This window comes from Marinilactibacillus sp. GCM10026970, assembly GCF_042660675.1.
Taxonomy (GTDB): Bacteria; Bacillota; Bacilli; order Lactobacillales; family Carnobacteriaceae_A; genus Marinilactibacillus.
In genome coordinates this window covers 93,003-111,624 of sequence record NZ_JBHSUL010000023.1, presented here as the reverse complement: position 1 = coordinate 111,624, position 18,622 = coordinate 93,003, and the positions used below count along the sequence as shown (strand labels likewise).

At 38.1% G+C, this 18,622-nt stretch carries 15 protein-coding genes; 8 read left to right on the top strand and 7 right to left on the bottom strand.

Annotated elements, in window-relative coordinates:
• Positions 1-123: 123 nt before the first annotated feature.
• Positions 124-1,320 carry an enoyl-ACP reductase FabV gene (gene fabV, locus ACFP65_RS07050; RefSeq protein WP_379917179.1) on the bottom strand — a complete coding sequence of 399 codons (1,197 nt, stop codon included), beginning with the start codon at positions 1,318-1,320 and terminating at the stop codon, positions 124-126.
• Positions 1,321-1,517: 197 nt separating this feature from the next.
• Between fabV and ACFP65_RS07045 the strand changes: the two genes are divergently transcribed.
• The 3 genes from ACFP65_RS07045 to ACFP65_RS07035 all read left to right on the top strand — a co-directional run bounded on the left by ACFP65_RS07045 (position 1,518) and on the right by ACFP65_RS07035 (position 5,808).
• Positions 1,518-2,234: a hypothetical protein gene (locus ACFP65_RS07045; protein ID WP_379917177.1), complete on the top strand. Its 717-nt coding sequence runs from the start codon at positions 1,518-1,520 to the stop codon at positions 2,232-2,234.
• 90 nt (positions 2,235-2,324) lie between these two features.
• Complete coding sequence (gloB, locus tag ACFP65_RS07040) at positions 2,325-3,029, top strand: hydroxyacylglutathione hydrolase (RefSeq protein WP_379917176.1); 705 nt, start codon at positions 2,325-2,327, stop codon at positions 3,027-3,029.
• A 172-nt stretch (positions 3,030-3,201) separates the two neighbouring features.
• A complete protein-coding gene (locus tag ACFP65_RS07035; RefSeq protein WP_379917174.1) occupies positions 3,202-5,808 on the top strand; it encodes a DUF2252 family protein in 2,607 nt (868 codons plus the stop codon).
• Between the two features lie 207 nt (positions 5,809-6,015).
• Here ACFP65_RS07035 and ACFP65_RS07030 read toward each other — a convergent pair whose 3' ends face one another.
• Positions 6,016-6,756 carry an ABC transporter permease gene (locus tag ACFP65_RS07030; protein WP_379917172.1) on the bottom strand — a complete coding sequence of 247 codons (741 nt, stop codon included), beginning with the start codon at positions 6,754-6,756 and terminating at the stop codon, positions 6,016-6,018.
• Positions 6,753-7,454, bottom strand: a complete 702-nt coding sequence (locus ACFP65_RS07025) for an ATP-binding cassette domain-containing protein (protein WP_379917170.1) — start codon at positions 7,452-7,454, stop codon at positions 6,753-6,755. Before ACFP65_RS07025 ends, ACFP65_RS07030 begins: the two co-directional genes overlap by 4 nt.
• Positions 7,455-7,552: 98 nt before the next feature.
• Here ACFP65_RS07025 and ACFP65_RS07020 point away from each other — a divergent pair, with 98 nt between their 5' ends.
• Positions 7,553-8,299: a polysaccharide deacetylase family protein gene (locus tag ACFP65_RS07020; protein WP_379917168.1), complete on the top strand. Its 747-nt coding sequence runs from the start codon at positions 7,553-7,555 to the stop codon at positions 8,297-8,299.
• On the top strand, positions 8,296-9,252 hold the full coding sequence (locus ACFP65_RS07015; RefSeq protein ID WP_379917166.1) for an ABC transporter substrate-binding protein: 957 nt from the start codon (positions 8,296-8,298) through the stop codon (positions 9,250-9,252). Before ACFP65_RS07020 ends, ACFP65_RS07015 begins: the two co-directional genes overlap by 4 nt.
• Positions 9,253-9,308: 56 nt before the next feature.
• On the opposite strand, the gene ACFP65_RS07010 is transcribed toward ACFP65_RS07015, so the two are convergent.
• Positions 9,309-11,684 (bottom strand): hypothetical protein, encoded by a 2,376-nt coding sequence (locus ACFP65_RS07010; protein ID WP_379917164.1) that lies wholly within the window; start codon positions 11,682-11,684, stop codon positions 9,309-9,311.
• The gene (locus ACFP65_RS07005; RefSeq protein ID WP_379917163.1) at positions 11,681-13,765 is read right to left on the bottom strand and encodes an efflux RND transporter permease subunit; all 2,085 of its coding nucleotides are present in this window, start codon (positions 13,763-13,765) and stop codon (positions 11,681-11,683) included. The genes ACFP65_RS07010 and ACFP65_RS07005 overlap by 4 nt, the downstream gene beginning before the upstream one ends.
• 150 nt (positions 13,766-13,915) lie before the next feature.
• Here ACFP65_RS07005 and ACFP65_RS07000 point away from each other — a divergent pair, with 150 nt between their 5' ends.
• From ACFP65_RS07000 to ACFP65_RS06990, 3 genes are all read left to right on the top strand, one after another.
• On the top strand, positions 13,916-14,485 hold the full coding sequence (locus ACFP65_RS07000) for a TetR/AcrR family transcriptional regulator (RefSeq protein ID WP_379917161.1): 570 nt from the start codon (positions 13,916-13,918) through the stop codon (positions 14,483-14,485).
• Between the two features lie 148 nt (positions 14,486-14,633).
• Entirely contained in the window at positions 14,634-15,497 is an 864-nt protein-coding gene (locus tag ACFP65_RS06995; protein ID WP_379917159.1) for an alpha/beta fold hydrolase, read from the top strand.
• Positions 15,498-15,514: 17 nt separating this feature from the next.
• Positions 15,515-16,174, top strand: coding sequence for a DUF998 domain-containing protein (locus ACFP65_RS06990; protein WP_379917157.1), 660 nt, complete (start codon positions 15,515-15,517; stop codon positions 16,172-16,174).
• A gap of 61 nt (positions 16,175-16,235) precedes the next feature.
• Here the strand turns inward: ACFP65_RS06990 and ACFP65_RS06985 are convergent, their stop codons facing one another.
• Complete coding sequence (locus ACFP65_RS06985) at positions 16,236-17,771, bottom strand: AbgT family transporter (protein ID WP_379917155.1); 1,536 nt, start codon at positions 17,769-17,771, stop codon at positions 16,236-16,238.
• 144 nt (positions 17,772-17,915) lie between these two features.
• Positions 17,916-18,548: a DapH/DapD/GlmU-related protein gene (locus ACFP65_RS06980; RefSeq protein WP_379917153.1), complete on the bottom strand. Its 633-nt coding sequence runs from the start codon at positions 18,546-18,548 to the stop codon at positions 17,916-17,918.
• Positions 18,549-18,622: the final 74 nt, after the last annotated feature.

The window sequence follows — 18,622 nt, the reverse complement described above, 5'->3', positions numbered from 1 at the left end:
AGATACGCCTTTACGATCTTATGTTTAAATTCAAAACTATATTTTGCCATTAAAAAAGACCCCCAGAAGTTAGATTTTAGGTCTAACTTCTGGGGGTCGGCGCATACGCCATAGCCTTTTTGATTAGTATTCTAATGCTTTTAATTCTTCTAATGTAACGTCTTGTTCAACGTAGTTGTCGACCATGAAGCCACTTAAGTTTGAGAATTCTTTGTAAAATAAATCGTAAGCTGTTTTGTCAGAGTTGAAATTGTCTTCGTTCAATTCTAAGATCAATTCTTTTGTTTTTGCTTGTGTGTCGCTATCTAATTCCCAGTTATCAGGTCTTAAACGGCCGACTTCATCGTATTCAGGTTTAGTGCCGTAGATCATTTCACGGTAGATACGATCTTGGTGCATAATAGGTGTTTCGTGCGTGCCTTTTTCTTCCATGATTTTATACAGACCAATACAATAAACAGGGAAGAATGGAATTACAGAACTGGCTTTAGTTGTTACGGCAGTTGCCACAACAATCAATGCTTTACCGTTGATGTCCGTTAATAACTCATTGATGTTTTCAGCTTTTTCATCACAATCAGCTTTAGCACGTCCAAGCGTACCACCACCGTAGTAAGGATGATTCAACTCTGTACCTAAGTATGAGTAGTTGGTTGTTAAGACACCGTCAGAAAGAACGTCAGCTTCTTTTAAAGCCTTCATCCATAATTCCCAGTCTTCTCCACCCATGACTTTAACGGTATCAGCGATTTCTTGGTCAGTTGCAGGATCCAGTGTTTCAGTGTAGAAAGTTTGTTCTTGCATATTGACATTTGGTCCAACAACAGGTTCACCAATCGCTTTAATAGAAGATATATACGTTTCGCCCGTATCGGGATCGTTTCTACGACCACTTGCTAAACTGTAAACCACTAAGTCTACTTTCCCGCCAAATTCGTTTTTGATATAATCAATAACTTCTTGTTTACTTTCATGGCTAAAAGCGTCTTGTACAAAGTTTTTTGCTGCAAGGCCTTCTTTTTCAGCCGCTTCTTTGAACGCAATGTTGTTGTACCAGCCAGCTGTTCCTAAAGAACGCGCACTTTTCGGTCCTTTTTCAAAAGAAACCCCAATCGTGTCTGCACCTGTACCAAACGCCAAGCTGATTCTTGTTGCTAAACCATAACTTGATGACGCGCCAATGATCAATACTTTTTTAGGACCTTTAAATGAACCTTTGTTTTTAACGTAATCAATTTGATTATGTACTTCCTGTTTAAGTCCAATCGGATTGATACCCAAAGCAACGTTTCCTCGAATATTTTGTTTGAATTCTAACATCATTCATTTCCCCCATTAACTTGGTATAGTCCTATGATATCAGAAAAAAGGATTATAGAGATCACTTACTTTTGAAAAAAACGCTTTACTTTGAAATGTTTTTTCTAAGCACATCTTTTGGGGCTTGTCAGTGGCACCGTTTAAGGATATGCTAAGCTTTAATTGCAATATGTAAGCCTTAAGGAGCTGTGTTTTATTTGAAAAAGATTTTGTCTGTTTTAATTTCCCTTCTTTTACTAGTAGTTGCTGTGATTTTGACTTTGGGGATATCTCTTTTAATTAACTATATTCAATATCAACTGTTTGTACCTAATGACTACTTGTTATGGACGTTCAATTCTCCTGGAATGATATTGATTGTTGTTTTAGAAATTTACTTAATATTCGGCTTGTTTTATTTATTTCGTAAAGACTTTAGAAACACCATCAAGCGTAATTTTTTAAATCATATTTTTATAAAACGGTACAAGAAATTCGTAATCAGTTTATTTTTAGGTTTAAATCTTTTTTTACTTTATGTTACTTTAACAGGAGTCACGGTTATTACTTCTGACAAAATTATTGATCATTCTTTTATACAGCCCCAGGGGCAAGAATTTACTTACGAAGATATCGTCAAAATTGAAGCGAGAGTGCATGGTGGAAAGTCGTTTATACCTTTCACACATTCAAGAGGAGAATTTCTTTATCGTTTGGAGTTGAATAATGGGCGGAAAATTTACTTGAATGAAGTTGGAGCAGTTCAAGATAGTGAGCACGAAGTTTTTGTTATTGAAGACATTGACCGAGAATTAGTCAATAGAGGTATCCCGAAAACATCGAGTATGGAGAATTTCGAATTGACGACTGAAGATTTAGCTAAAGTCTATACGGATAGTATTCAACGTATTTTAAAGAACACAACATCTGAATAGTAAGACGAACTTTTAGGCGTGTTCATTGAAGTATGGGAGCGGAAAAAGCTATACTTTAAACGTAAGCAATGAGATAAAGGAGCGATAGAGATGAATGTTCAACCAATAGAAGCTTTATCTGATAATTATATCTGGGTTATGGACGAAAGTAATCGGGCAGTGGTAGTCGATCCTGGCGAATCTGCGAAAGTTTTAGGATATTTGAAAGAGAACCAGTTCAATTTAGAAGCCATTCTTTTAACACATGAGCACGATGATCATATTGGTGGCGTCAAAGAAGTCTTAGCGGATTATCCGGATGTACCTGTTTATGGTCCAAAAGAAACAGAACAACTCAATACACAAACTGTTGAAGACGGGGATACCTTTGAAGTGCTGGATCAAACCGTTCAAGTGTTTAAAACAGCCGGACACTCTGCTGAGCACATTAGTTTTCTGATTGGTAGTGCCTTATTCTGCGGAGATGCTCTATTCTCAGGCGGGTGTGGGCGTGTCTTTACTGGAGATTATCAAGCTCAGTATGATGCCTTACAAGTGTTTAATCAGTTAGATGACGGTATATTTGTTTACGCTGGTCATGAATACACTCAGACCAACTTGCGATTTGCACAGTCCATCGAATCTACAAATGAATCGATTTCTGAAGAACTAGAGCAAGTAAATGCGTTAAGAGAACAAGATGATCCAACATTACCGTCAACGATTGGAAAAGAAAAACGAATTAACTTATTCTTGAAGGCCGATTCAGTGGAAAAGTTCACCGATTTGAGAAATGCACGCGACGGTTTTAGTTGAAAAATAGATAAACGACCGATCAATAGACCTCCATATATGGAAGGTCTATTTTTTTCGAAGTTAATCAGATAAATACTCTGTAAGTATTTTGTATGCTTTTTGTAAATTACAACTTGAATAAATCGAAAGATGATAAGGTGTAAAGTAGCGATTGATTTCGAGGAGGAAAAAAATGAAGATAGTTAAAGGGTTGATGGTTGTGGGCGTTATGGGGGCGCTACAATCTGTAGGAAATAGTGTTGTCTACGCAGAAGATGCGCCAGAGCAACAAGTTTTGCTTGAAGAAGAGACAGCGATTGAAAATGCATTCGAGGACGAAGCACTGCTTCAAGTCATAAGAGAAGCTGTAGAAGCTAACGGACATACAGAACTCTCTTCAGAAACATTAAGTGAAATCACCAAACTGACCAAAGTGCGAGAGCTTGGTATTACTAGTCTGAAAGGTATAGAGTTATTGACAGGATTAGAAGAGCTTGAAATGCGTTCAAATGAAATAGAAGATATTTCACCAATTTCAACATTAACACAATTAAAGAAACTGGACTTAAGAGAAAATAATTTATCTTCCTTAGCAGGCATTGAGCCTTTGACGGCATTAAAAGAACTAGATGTTCGTGGGAGTAGTATTCAGTCACTGGAACCACTCAGTGGATTAATAAACTTAGAAGAACTTGATTTCAGAGACAATACTGTAACGGATCTATCACCTTTAACAGCACTGATACAGTTAAAAGACTTGAGTGCAAGAGGAAATGGAATCGTTGATTTGACACCGATTCAGGGGATGACTGAGTTAGAAGAATTAAATGTACATTCGAATCAAGTAGCGGACTTAACACCTTTGACTCATCTCACAAAGATCAAATCACTTGTTTTGAGAAGAAATCAGATTACCGATATTTCACCGCTAGCTTATTTAACCTTACTAGAGGACTTGAACATAAGAGACAATCAGATTCAAGATATCAGTCCATTAGGAAACTTGGAGAATTTGACCGTTCGTCTAAATCTGGACGGCAATACGGGCATCACGGACTTTTCTCCTATCGCACACTACTATAATGACATTCAAGATGTCGATTTTGTATTGCCGAATCAGGACACCGTTGATCTCGATGACTTGGAACCACTCGCTGGTCAAGAAAGAATGAATAGTCTGACAAACTATATGATTGAATCCAATCAATATATCAAAGATCCTTCCGTTAGAGAACAGAAGCTGAATAATTTAGGAGCTAATCCATTTGCCTTTTACCGGGGGACCGCTGCTTTGTTTTTCCAAGATGTAAAAGATCAAGTCATTCAGATTCCTGACAGTTGGGCACCTTTGAGTCAAGCAAGAACCTGGATTACAGGAGACTTACATGTAGAAAACATTGGGTTCTACGGAAATCGTAAAAAAGAAGCGATTTTTGAATTAAACGATTTTGATGAAGCAGCGATTGCGCCTTTTTACTTTGATTTATTGAACTTTGGTACGAGTGTTTATTTATTAAATGATTCGGCTCCAGGTTTACAGTTGACTCAACCAGAAATTGAATCGGTTTTAGAGTCTTATAGTAGTGCTTATAGATCTGCAGTAGCGAACGTCGTCAATGGGAATATCGATGTTCAAGAACATTATTTTACAGCAGATAACCTTGAAGGATTTGTCGGTAACTATGCAGCGGAAGTCAGTGAAACACCACTAAGTAAGCAGCTAAACAATTGGACGACAATTACAGATGATCGAGTATTTGATTTAACTAATAGTCGCTTAACAGAAGCAACCGCTGAGGAAAAAGATCAGTTGCTGCGTCATTGGGATACTTATTTGAACAGTATAGATTCTGCGATCGTAGAAGAAGTAGGAGAAGATTATTTTGCAATCAAAGATATAGCAAGAAGAACAGATGCTGGTTTAGGAAGTTTAGGCTATGACCGTTTTTATATCTTGATTGAAGGGGCAACAGCTTCAATCAACGATGACATCATTTTAGACGTTAAAGCCCAAGGTCCTTCGGCAGTAGAAGCGTCTGGTTTATTTGATGGAAGTGGTTTTGCGACAGATGCTGAACGAACCATTACTGGTGTTCGTGCACTGCATAACTTCCTAGATATCCACTGGGGAACGTTAGAAACAGAAGACCAGTCATTCTTGGTTAAAGAGCGTACACCGTTCAAAGACGAGATTGGTGCAAGTGATTTCGGTGGAATAGAGGACCTTGAACAATTTGTTCAGATAAGTGCAGAAGTGACGGCTTATGCGCATCTTCGTGCAGCACAAGCGGAAGGAAACAGGCTTTTCTCGAGCACAGTATCAAATTACTTTGAAACTCAAGGCACAACTTTTGATTCGGAATTTGCGGATATTAGTTTGAATTATTACGCTCAAGTATTAGTGGATCACAGATTGTATGCAGAGTTACTTGCGGCAGATGCGTTTAATAGCCCAATAGCAGACGAAATTGTTGAAGTGCCAGTGGAAGAAATTGAAGAAGTACGGAATGAGGAATCTGATCAGTCTGAAGAAGCATTGGAAGATATAGAACAAGAACAACCACTAGTAACGGAAGAACCAACTCAGTCAGTAGAAGAATCAGAAGGAACAGAAGTAGTCGAAGTATCAGAGCCATTAATAGAAAAAGTAGAGCAACGCGAAGAAGCGAGTTCAGACAGACAAGACCGTTTACCACAAACTTCTTATACAAATATCAGGTACAGCTTATATAGCATTTTACTGATTAGTTCAGGGGCAATACTAATTATATTAGATAAAAAAAGAACGAAATTATTATAATAGTCTACTAAGCAAAACAACTTAATACAAGTTGTACCGTAAGTTAAATCGTTCTTGTAATAACGTTTTTCAATAATGAAGTATGCATAAGGGTATAGGTGTGTTTGCTAAATATAAATAAAAGTATCAAAAAAGTTGGTTATTCACTTGTACAAGTGAATAACCGACTTTTTTTGGATTTAGAAAAAACCTAGAATAAAAACTCCATCAATTTTCATAAGAAAAGCGCTCCAATAAGTCGATGGCTCGGAAAAAGAAAAAGCCTAAAATTGCGATACAAAAGATACCCGCAAACATCTCTGGATAATCCATTTTAGTCCAGGCATTGAGTATGAGATACCCTAGGCCAAAGTGAGTAGCGTAATTTTCGGCAAAAAATAAAGATGCCAGTGTAATGCCAATACTGGTACGTAAGCTAACCAAAATATGCGGAAAAATAGCTGGTAGAATCAAATAGCAGATTCGTTGCCAAGAGGTGGAATGGAAGTTGGTCATTGTCTTGTGATAATTTTCAGGAATTCTATTAGCTCCATCCCTCACCATAATGATGACTTGTAGAACAATAATTGAGAAAAGTAGCATAATTTTAGAAAAATTACCCAGTCCCCAAAATAACATGAATATAGGTAAAAAAGCGACTTTCGGTAATGGGTATAAAAAATAAAGCAAAGGAGAGAATACTTGATTGATTTTAGGATAGAGATTTAATAAAATACCTGCTGGGACTCCGATAACCATAGAGAAAAAAAGGGCTGTTAGAATACGCAAGCTACTGGCGCAAGTATGCCAGAGTAACTCTGATCTGATTTCCCACATATTCAGTAGTATAGTAAACGGGTCGGGTATAGCATGATTACGTGCACCCAGATAAAGAAAATACCAAACGAGTAAGTATGATAAGATACCTAGAAACAAAGAACTTAAAAATGATTTGTGAAATCTTTTCATAGGATCCGCACCTGCTTTCTCAACTCTATACAAAACTGGTAGAATTCTATAGAATTTCTTCGATCCTTGATTTGTAATGTAGGATTATCTATGGTCTTTAATTGTTGCTCACTGATTAAAAGAATTTCTTGTCCAAGGTAAACAGCTTCTTCAATGTCATGGGTGACCGTAATCATCGTATGTCCTCTTGTCTGCTGTTCTTTTAACAACAGATTCTGAATGGCTTCTTTTGCTTCTTGATCAAGTGAAGACGTTGGTTCATCCAGCAATAGTATCTTTGGGTCTGTACATAATCCTTGTCCTATAGCTACTCTTTGAAGTTGTCCACCACTTAAAGTAGGGATTTTTCTTTCGAGTAACTCTTCGAGATCTAAAGTTCTAGATAATTCGGTCAGTTTAGGAATCCTTTTATTTTCTGGAATTTTTGCAATTTTCAAAGGAAGGGCTAAAGCATTTGATACAGTAGACCATGGAAATAGCTGATTTTGCTGAAAGACCATCACGATTTCTGAATCTAATATATTCTGATACTGGATTTTTCCAGAAACAGGTAAAAGGATTTTCTTCAATAAATTTAGTAAGGTACTTTTACCAATACCTGAAGGTCCTAGAAGGGTATAGCTTTTATTTTCTTTGAAACTAAAAGTTAAATTGTGAAATATAATTCTACCATCAATACTGTAATCTACGTTATTCACTTCAATACTCATTAAATCAAGACCTTTCAACTAATAATTGTTAGTGTAATTATACACAAACGTGCTATAATATAGAAGTTAAAAAGGAGGATGAAGAGATGTTTGTTGTACTTCTGTTCCATGAAATTGTTCCACGTAAAGAAATCCCTAAATCACCAAGAAAGATTTCAGTGGCAGATAGATACCAAGACGTATTACCAGAAGTCTTATATAATAGTTATGAGAGTTTTTGTGAACAAATGAACTATCTAATCTCAGAAGATTATCATTTTCTGAAATTAGATGAGATCAAACAGTTCTATGAAGAAGGATCAAGTATGCCTGAAAAATCTGTGCTAATTACGTTTGATGATTGTTTTCAATCTCAGAAAAGGTATGCTTATCCATTTTTGAAAAACAACAGCATTCCTGCAGTATCGTTTGAAGCTACTGGCTGGATTTTTGATGAAAAGCAGTTTTACGAGAAGACCGTTTCAAAAACACTTAGCTTTGAAGAATTAAATCAGATGAAAGATGTTTTTGAGTATGCGAATCATACACACCATTTTCACCAACGTAAGGGTAATGATAGCAGTCGTTTAATATGGGAAAATAATGAAGCATTCGTTCAAGATTTAAAAAAGTGTAATCAGTATGTACAAGTGAAAGACGTATTTGCTTATCCCTTTGGAATATATAATAAGAAAAATGTAGAAATATTAGCCGAAATGAATTTTAAATTAGCTTTTACAACGGTACCGGGGATCAATACAGAAAAGACTAATCCATTAGAACTGCATCGAGTCATTATCCCAGAAGGATTACCCATGGAAATATTTAAACAGATGTTAGGAGAGTCAGTATGAAAATAGTCTATACAGGATTGATGATGAGTATATGTGTAATTAGTTTAACAGCCTGTGCTGAACAGGAAACTCAAGAGCAAAAGACCGGGGAGAGTGAAGTTACAGGAGAAGTCATTCGATTTGGTATTTTGCCAGCTGAATCAGCTATTCCTGTGATACTTGCTGAGGAGAAGGGATTTTTTGAGGAAGAAGGAATCAATATAGAAATTGAGTCATTTTCTTCACCGAATGACCGAAATGTTGCGATTCAAGCCAAAACAGTTGAAGGGACAATCAGTGATGTCATGACTGAGGCTACTTTCAAAAAAAATGGAACAGATATGACGATTACTTCTGGGATTCTAGAAGATTTTAAAATACTTGCATCAAAACAGTCAGGTATAACAGAGATGAAAGAGTTAGATAAGAAAAAAATAACGTTGGTTCCAAACTTTATCTTGGAATATATAATGGATGAATTTGCTGCGGAACAGGACTTTACATATGAGGTAGTAGATATTCCTTCTTTTGCAACACGTTCAGAAGCTCTGTTGAAAGGGGAAGTCGATGCAGCTGTGTATACTGAACCTCAGGCTAGTATGTTGGCAGCTCAAGGAGCAGTTGTATTGGGTAGTTCAAAAGAATCGGGGATCAATGGAGGCGCAATTCAATTTGTTGATACTCTGTTATCAGAACGTCCTCAGGATATAAAAGCCTTTTATAAAGCTTACAACAAATCAATTGATTATATGAATGAACATCCGGCAAGCGAGTATACGGAGATTTTATCTAAATACGCTTTCCCAGATGTGATGAGCGACTACCTAGATCGTCATGAAGAATACTACCCTTACGCTCAGGTGGTAGATCAAAATTTATATGAAAACATTATCGACTGGACTCTAGATAAAAACCAAATTGAACAGCACTATACCTATGAAGAATTGACAGATTTTAGCTATATTGAAAGATAAATTCTAATGTAACCTATAGAAAAGGAATCAGCGATTTCACTGATTCCTTCTTTGTTTTATCTAAATAAGTCCAAGAAACGTTGCCATAGGCTTTTATGTTCTTCGACAGGATTTATGCTTTGTTCTTTTTGGTCGTCTTCTTTAGGAGCTCTATACTGAATGACAAATTGAACATTTTCAATTTGATCATTTCGCTCATCCATATAAGACTGAATTTCGTAATCTGAATTAGAGAATTCTTCAATCGCTTCATCGATTTTCTCTTTTGTCTTATCCGGCAAACCAGATGTTTCGTCTCTAAGTTCTGTTGTGCCGTCCGCTAATTCACTAGCACCTTCAGAAAGGTCTGAAGCGCCTGTCGTTGCGGTACCAACGCCACTAGATAAGTCATCTGCACCCGCAAACAAAGCATGCGTACCTTCTTGAAGTTGAACAGTTCCAGAGTGAAGCTGGTCGATACCATCTGTGAAGGCTAGTGAACCTTCGTGAGCACTATAAAGACCTTGATTAAGTGTTGAAGCACCTTCAGTCAACTGACTTGTTCCATTCGAAAGATCTTGTATACCAGATTGAAGAGCTTTTCCACCACTGACTAATGTATTCGAACCATCATCAAGCTGTTCAGCGGCTGTAGTAGCTTTATTGATTCCATCAGAAAGTTTATGGACACCAGCTGTATAATCTTTTACGCCTTGATCTAGTGTACGGTACTGATTGGTCAACTGGCTGATTGCATTTTGGAGCGGCGCAATTTCTTCAGGTAAGGAAGACAGACCGTCTACAAGATTCGTTATGGCTTGATCAAACTCTTTGTAGCTAGACACCAATTGAGTACTGCCGGATCTTAATGCACCATCCTCTTTTACTTGACTGTGTATACCGTTAATCAATTGATCGCTACCAGAGATATATTGTGCATTAGCAGAAGACAGCTTTTCGGTCTGTTCGATCGCTGTTTGTAACTGGACGAGTACATTTTCTTCAATTAACCCGTCTTCAACAAGTGGCTGTAAAGTTTTAAGTTGCTGTTTCAACCCAGCTAGATTATCTGCTGCATTCTGATTCAGTCCAGCTAATTCTGAAGGGTTAACACCACCATCAGCTAGTTTACCTTTATATTGAGAAATACTACTGTCCATACCAGCTACACCATCACGAAGCGTCGTTAAACCGGTTTGAATCGAACGAGAGGCTTCTTTTAATTGCGAAACGTTATCCATAGAAAGTTCAACTTCATTCACTTTACGCTGCATGGTTTCAAGCGCTTCAAGTACAGTAGTAGAGCCACTGGTTAAACTGTCTGACTTGCTATCAAGCTGGCTTAAGCCTGTTTCAATCTCTTCAAGACCTTCCGACAAACTAGAAATACCTTTGTTTAAGTCTGTTAATCCCGTAAAGAAACCTTCAGAACGTTCTGCTAATTGTTGTCCCCCAGCTTCAAGTTGCCCGGTAGCTTGAGCAAGTTGCCTACTTCCTTGCGTTAAAGAAGATAAGCCTTCTTCTAATGTTTTTGATTTTGTAAAGGCCTGATCTGTTCCGTCGACTAGTTTCTGGCTATTTTTGTCCAGTTGAGAAGTCCCATCAGTCAGTTGGTTACTTCCGTCAAGTAGGTCTTGCATACCCTTTGTCAGATCTAAACTACCATTATAAAGCGTCTGAGAACCTTCATCTAAAGTTTGAATGCCGGTCTCCAACTCTTTAAGCGGATCAGTGAATTCAGAAAGATCAAAGAGGTCATCTCCAATCGTTAAACTCAAAGGCGCCCCATTAATAGACCAGTCTAATTCCTCAAAATCAGTGGTTCTTACAGTGAAAGAAAGATCTTCCTCTTGACCAGGCAAAACAGTCCACTGAACTTGTCGTTTGTTGCCAGCGGTACTTGTCATCCCGTTTGGGCTATTCAAATCAAAGTGAGTATCTAAATCCATAGACGTACTGACTTGCAAAGCATAGTGGTCTACAAAATCCATTAACTGTTCATCTGTCGTATCTGTTGGGTTGATTGCGACCTTTACTGTGAATGTACCTTCTGATCCTGTGATTGTTTGAGGATCCACTTCTTTTCCATCCATCAAATAAGTGAACTGGAAAGTCCAGGGAAGGCGCTTGTCTGTGACTTTCCCTTGTGTAAAGACACGCGCTTCATCAGTTTTAATCGATGCTTGGTCATTTTGAGAAGATAGCTCAGAGTGCGTTGTGTTGAGTAGATGCAACGCCTCATATTGACCATAATCTGTTAGATTTTCTGTTGATGATTCGGTTCGTTCAAATAGATTCGTTACATACATACTTTCTAAACTTCCTGACAAATCAATTGTTGAGTAAACCAGTTCTTCTTTGGAATAAGAGGGTTCTTCTTGAGCCATAACCGGGAAAGTCAATGAGCTTGCGATGATTCCGGTAGTACTTAGACTAATCAATACTTTTTTCATGAGTTTGATCCTTTCTGATGTTTAAATATCATGTTCAATGAGCCTTTTTCGATCCAGCGATCGGTTAAATAAAGTAGAATTGGTAATCCGAAAAAGACAACGAACATGGAAAGTAGAGTACCTTGAGCTAGTAAATAACCGATCTGAGCAGGTACTTGATTCGTAGAAAACATTCCAAATAAAAATCCTGCGGCGGTCATAATGACACCAGAGACGATAATACTTTCTCCAGATTTTTCGATTGCTGCAAGTAAGGCGTCTTTTTTTGTTTGAAGATGTCGTTCCTCGATGTAACGGTCGGTCAGCAAGACGGCATAGTCAACGGTGGCCCCCAGTTGAACAGAACTTAAGATGAGGAACGCGATATAAAATAGTGCACTTCCTCTAAAGTAGGGAAGACCTAAGTTGATCCAGATGGCTGATTGAATACTGATCACTAAAATCACTGGCAAAATAAGGGATTTGAAGGCAATCGCAATGACAATCAAAATGCCTAAAATAGAAGCGATATTCACAATGCGCTGATCGGAACTAATGACATCTTTCAAGTCATACGTTGACACGCTGTCGCCCGCTAACAGATAATCGTCTCCAAATAAGGAGACTGCTTTTTCGCGAATCTCTTCAATCATGTCAAAGGTCTCGCTGCTTTCGGCTGGTAATGCTGTTTTGAAAGCTAACCGGTTATAGTCATTTGAATGAAGCATCTCTCTAGTAGAATCTGGAACATATTGAATCGGGATGGCCCAGCCAACTTCATTTGAATAAGCTTGGACTTCCGTAATGGCTCCTAAGTCATCTAAATACTCGACCATTTCTTTTTCAAGTGCTTCATCTTCTGTGGGAATCATTAGTGCCATAAGGTTCTCATGACCAAAGGACTGTTCAATCGCTTGTTGTTCCTGCATAACCATATTGTCTTCAGGTAGCCATCTTGAATTACCGTAGTAGAAATCATTATGCTTTTGAGCAAGGAAAAAGATGCCTGCAAAAATGACTAGTAACGGTACAGTGAAATAGCGTACCTTGTAAACCAATTTAGCAAGAGGTTTTAATGACGGTATAAATGACTGATGCATTGTTTTTTCTAATAAGTTTGCACAAACGAGTGTCATAGCTGGAAGGAAGATAAAGACAGAAAGCAAACTGAACATAACGCCTTTCGCTAAAACAATCCCCATGTCTGCACCAATACCGAATTTCATTAAGATCAGTGCCGCAAATCCAATCACCGTCGTTAAACCACTAGACAGTACGGAACCCAAAGAATTGTGTAGTGCCTTGACCATCGCTTCCTCTTGAACTATACCTTCTTTTCGGTACTCTTCATAGCGGTGGAGCAAGAAGATAGAGTAGTCGATTGAGACACCAAGCTGCAAAATAGGGAAAGCGTTCTTTGTCACAAAAGAGATTTCGCCTAGAAAAATATTTGTTCCACTATTGATTAAAATAGCGAGACCAATCGTACCAAGGATTAATACGGGTTCAATCCATGAAGAAGTTGAAACGAGTAGAACGAGAAAAGCAATAACAACAGCGAGACTAATCGTAGTGAACAAATCACTACTTGTATGCTGATCTAATTCATAATCCTGAACAGCAGGCCCTTCCATGTTCCCTTCTTCTCCGATAACGGTTCTGATTTCTTGAATCACCGCATCTCTTTGTTCGTTTTCCTCAATATCTGCTGAAACGATAAATAAATCTTTTCCATCTTGAAGATAGTTTTGAACCGTTTCTTGATCCATCATTTCTAAAGGTTCTTCTATATTTTCTTCATCGTTGAGCCACTCTACTGAAGTGACTTGATCAATTTGACTGAGTTGTTCTTTCAATTCGAGTGCCGTCGTTATGCCATTGTCTTTTACAGCAATACGAATGGTAGATGGTTGAGGTGGAAACTCATCTTCCATCAAATGAATCGCTTGCGTCGAAGGGGAGGAACTAGGTAGATAATCGACCATGTCCTTATTGATTCCGACAAATCTTGCTAGAAAAACGGAAAGGATTCCTAGAAAAATAAACACAAAAATAATAGATTTCCTAAATTTCACAATAGCTCTAAATAATCTTTCCTTCATCATACCGACTTCTTTCTTAAAGTTTTGACAAATGTTCAAATTTAAACTAGTGTTAATTATAAGGACTAAGCTAGAAAGTACAACACACAGTCATTCTGCATATGTTGAAATTCATACAAAAAGAGCAAAAGTGTTGAAAGAGGGAAAATTATGAAAGAAAATCGAAGCGTACAAAAGACGAAACGCAATTTAAAAGATACATTGATCCAGCTTTTAAAGGAAAAATCTATTCATCAAGTAAAAGTTAAAGAATTAACGGAAAAGGCAGATATCAATCGTGGAACCTTTTACTTCCACTATTCAGATATTTATGAGTTACTAGACGAACTGGAAGATGATGTGTTTACTGAATTAGAAAGTTTGTTTGATCAATATGATGGGGTTTTACCAGAAGATACAGTCAAACCGCCTTTACTAGAAGTTTTATTTTCAAGTTTGTTTGAAAAGAGAGATATTATTTATATCTTACTGGGTCCAAACGGCAGTCGTTCATTTTCTTCTCGAATTGATGGTTGGGTCGATTACCATTCACGCAACATTTTACAAAGTGCCTTTCCACAAGTGGACCCGGACTACCATCGATTGGTCTCAGCATTTCTCATTCGAGGTGTGATCGGAACATTTAAAACGTGGTATGAAACAGGTCAAAAACAAACGCATCAAGAATTAACCGATATTATTAGAAAGATTATCTGGAATACACCTGCCAAAAGAACTTAGAAGTAGTCAAGTTCAAGGTTAGGTTATAGAGAAAAAAGTGTTATAAGGGCAACTTTTAGCGTTTTTTACTATAATGAATATGGGTCATTACAAAAAAGAATCGATAAGGGGAATATAGGGAAATCTGATTGAAAAGGAGAAGTGTCTTATGAACGAGATAGAACATACGTATATCCAAACAAATGGTATTCAACTCCATGTTGCACAGCAAGGACCGGAGGATGGTGAACTGGTTTTGCTTCTTCATGGATTCCCGGAGTTCTGGTATGGATGGCGTAAACAAATGGCAGAATTGGCAGAACAAGGTTACCGAGTCTGGGCACCTGATCAACGTGGTTATAATTTAAGCGACAAACCAGAAAGCGTAAAAGACTACGACATGAAAGAATTAGTGGAAGATATCGCAGGGTTGATTCGACAATCAGGTAAAGATCAAGTAATCCTTGCTGGACATGATTGGGGTGGAATCGTCTCTTGGAAAGTGGCAGAAACCTATCCAGAACTCATTAAAAAGATGATGATTTTGAATGCACCGCATTTAGCGGCTATGAGCAAATATGTCCTGAAACATCCGTCACAACTGCTGAAAAGTTCTTATATTTTATTTTTCCAGCTTAGAGGCATTCCTGAGAAATTGGTCAGTCGTGCGAACTGGGGAGGAGCTACAAGTGCTTTAATCGGAAGTAGTTTGAAAGGTACATTCAGTTCGAGAGACCTACAAGAGTATCGATTAGCTTGGTCTCAACCGAATGCTATGACCACCATGATCAACTGGTATCGGGCCAATGGTAAAAATATGATGAATGCAAGTACGACTTCCAACATCACCGTTCCCACCTTTATCATTTGGGGTATAAACGATCAGTTTTTAGGTAAAGAGCTTGCAGAGATGAGTCTAGATTACTGTGAAGATGGCAAAGGGATCTTAGTTGGAGATACAACACACTGGCTGCATCACGAGAAGGCAAGACAAATCAATCAACTGATGATTGACTATATCAAAGAAGATTAAAAGAAGGAGGGGTTGTTTTGAAAAGAATCTACTCGAGAAGATTGTTGTTAGGAGCCATTCTCTTTATAGCAGCCTCTACAGTTTATTTAACCGCAGAAGCCATTTCTGCTCATGCTTGGACGGATCCGGAGTATGGGTATGCCTTTCATTATATTAGTGACTTAGGTGTTGCCAAACGTATGACCATTGATGGACGAGCGGTCTTTTCACCACTTGCGAATGTGATGAATGGTGGTTTTATTTCTTATGGGATTTTGTCAACGAGTGCGTACCTACTTACCATCCGTTTAGTACAGAAGAAAGCACGCGCACTGGTTTCTGTTGCTGCAGTTGTTCAGGGCATCGGAAATGTTTTAGTTGGATTGTTTCCTGGAGAATCTTATAGTTATGCGAACATGCACGTTATCGGAGCAGGTATGGCAATTATCGCTGGAAACCTTACTTTAATTTTAATGGGCATTTATTTGAATAAACAGTACAGTGTGCCAAAAAGAGTCGCCATAGGATTGGGTATTTTTGGACTACTTGCATTAAGTACTATGTTGACATACGATTTTGGTTATCCAGCTGTATTTGAGCGGTTGTCTGTCTATACCATGACTGTTTGGAATCTAATTATCGGCATCTGGATTGTCAGGAGACTTAGAAAAGGACCCGTACGTGTTCTAGGAAAATAAAAAATTTGTTTAGAAGTATAGAAAAAACCAATCTCAGTAAAAAGAGATTGGTTTTTGTATTTTATAGCGTTATTGGTGCGCCAGGTCCGATTGGAAGGCCTGTTACATACCAAATAGTGATAAGAACAACCCAACCAATTAAAAAGGCGATAGAATAAGGCAGCATGGTTGAAACAACTGAACCGATTCCCGCTTCTTCGTCGTATTTTTGGAAATAAGCGACAATCATTGGGAAAAACGGCATTAATGGTGTGATAATGTTTGTGCTAGAATCCCCTATTCTGAAAGCGAGCTGTGTGACTTCAGGTGTTAAGCCAATTTGTAAGAACATTGGGATAAAAATCGGTGCCATCATGACCCATTTTGCCGTATCGACAGGCATTAAAATGTTTATTCCACAAGTGAGCAAGATAAATAGTAAAAGCAATGGCAAACCGTTCAAGCCAATTGTCGTCAGTAATTGAGCCCCTTTGACCGAGATAATCGTACCTAAGTTGGAATGACTGAAAAGGGCCGTGAATTGAGCAGCCCAGAAAATCAATACCAGGAAATTGGAAATTCCAGCAATGCCTTCTGACATCAATTTAGTGATATCATGACTTCTTTTGATTTTACCAGCTCCGATTCCGTAAGCAATCCCAGGAATTAGGAAAAACAACATCATAAAGAAAATGATTCCAGACATGAAAGGAGACGAAAGCACTGCTCCGGTTTCTGGGTTACGTAACAGACCATTTGACGGGATGACAAGTAACCCCATGATAATTAAGTAAATGACTTCTGTAATTCCAGCATAGAGTAACCCTTTTTTCTCTTCTGCTGTTGTAGCGGTCAAACTTTCATTAGAAGAAAGCTTATAGGCAGGTAACTTTGGTTCAACAATTTTGTCTGTAATCCAAGTCCCTAAAACAGTGATGAGTATAGTTGAAACAACCATGAAAAAGTAATTTCCAGTGGGCTGAACCACATAATTTGGATCAATGATATTTGCTGCCTGAGTGGAGATTCCAGCATATAAAGGATCATTTGAGCCGAGTAATAAGTTAGCTGTCCAACCACCGGAAACACCCGCATAGGCAGCCGCTAATCCAGCAATCGGATGGCGATTACTAGCCATGAAAATAATGGCACCGAGTGGAACCAGTACGATATAGCCAGTAGAAGAAGCGATATTGGATGAAATACCTAAAAAGACAACCATAGCTGAAATCAGCATTTTGGGTGTGTTGGAAACGATGCGTCTAAGTAAAACCGATAGCATACCCGTTCCTTCCATTACACTGACTCCAATCACAATCGTGAAGACCGTCCCAAGCGGGAAGAATCCGGTGAAATTCGTGATCACATTTGTCACCATATAATGGATACCTTCTACAGAAAGCAGATTGTTGACAGTTGTTGTAATGGATTCGATGGCACCGGTATCGGGATTTACCCCTTCATACGTTGCCGTCAGACCAGTGGATGCAGCGATTGCTGAAATAATCATCGTGATGATAGCTAAAATAACAAACAAGAATGCAGGATCCGGCAGGCGATTACCTACTCGTTCGACCCAGTTTAAAAAGCTGAACTTTTGTCTTTCTTTTTTGACCAATCTTTTCACCTCTATTAGTTGATTGAAAACATACTAACTAAATATAAGTAATTTCTAATGCGTTGTCAAAGTGATTTCACAAAAAATACCCCTCTTATGAAAATAACCTAAGAGAGGTAAGATTAGGACTTGGACAAAGTCTGTTTATTTTGTTGTAGGAAGATATTTTTCGACAAAGTCTTCAATGGGTAATTTCAAGTCTTCATAGCGTTCTTCTAGTTCTGCTCTTGACCAGTTCCACCACTTAATTTGCAAAAGCTTTTCTTGAATGTCTTTAGGGAATCGCTCTTTTAGCGGTTTAGCAGGAATACCCCCTACGATTGTATAAGGCGCTACATCTTTTGTAATCACTGCTCCGGCTCCGATCACCGCACCATCTCCAACTGTCACGCCGGATTGGATGGTTACACCATGACCAATCCAGACATCATTTCCGATTGTTGTGATTTTCTGTTTTCTTTTTTCAAGAAATTGGGTATCTTTGTTAGGGAAGCCGTACCCATCTCCATTATAGGCAAATAAATGCTGAGAGGGTCTTTCGTATGGGTGGTTTGTGGGTCCGATTCTGACCATATCTGCTATACTGGCAAAACGACCAATAACTGAATTTTGGACATAACAATAACTACCAGTGTAACTATACCCTCCAATTTTCGAATTATCGACGCTATTGGATGATCCCAACTCTACATATTCTCCAAAGGTTGTATCTTTGATTTGACTATTGTCTCCAATAACGGGACGATCCGGATAAAGCTCAACCGTTTCAATGTGCACTGTAAAACACCCTCTCCAAACTTTTATTTTAGTTTAACCAATGATAGAATAAAATGCAAAGTGTAAATGAGTAG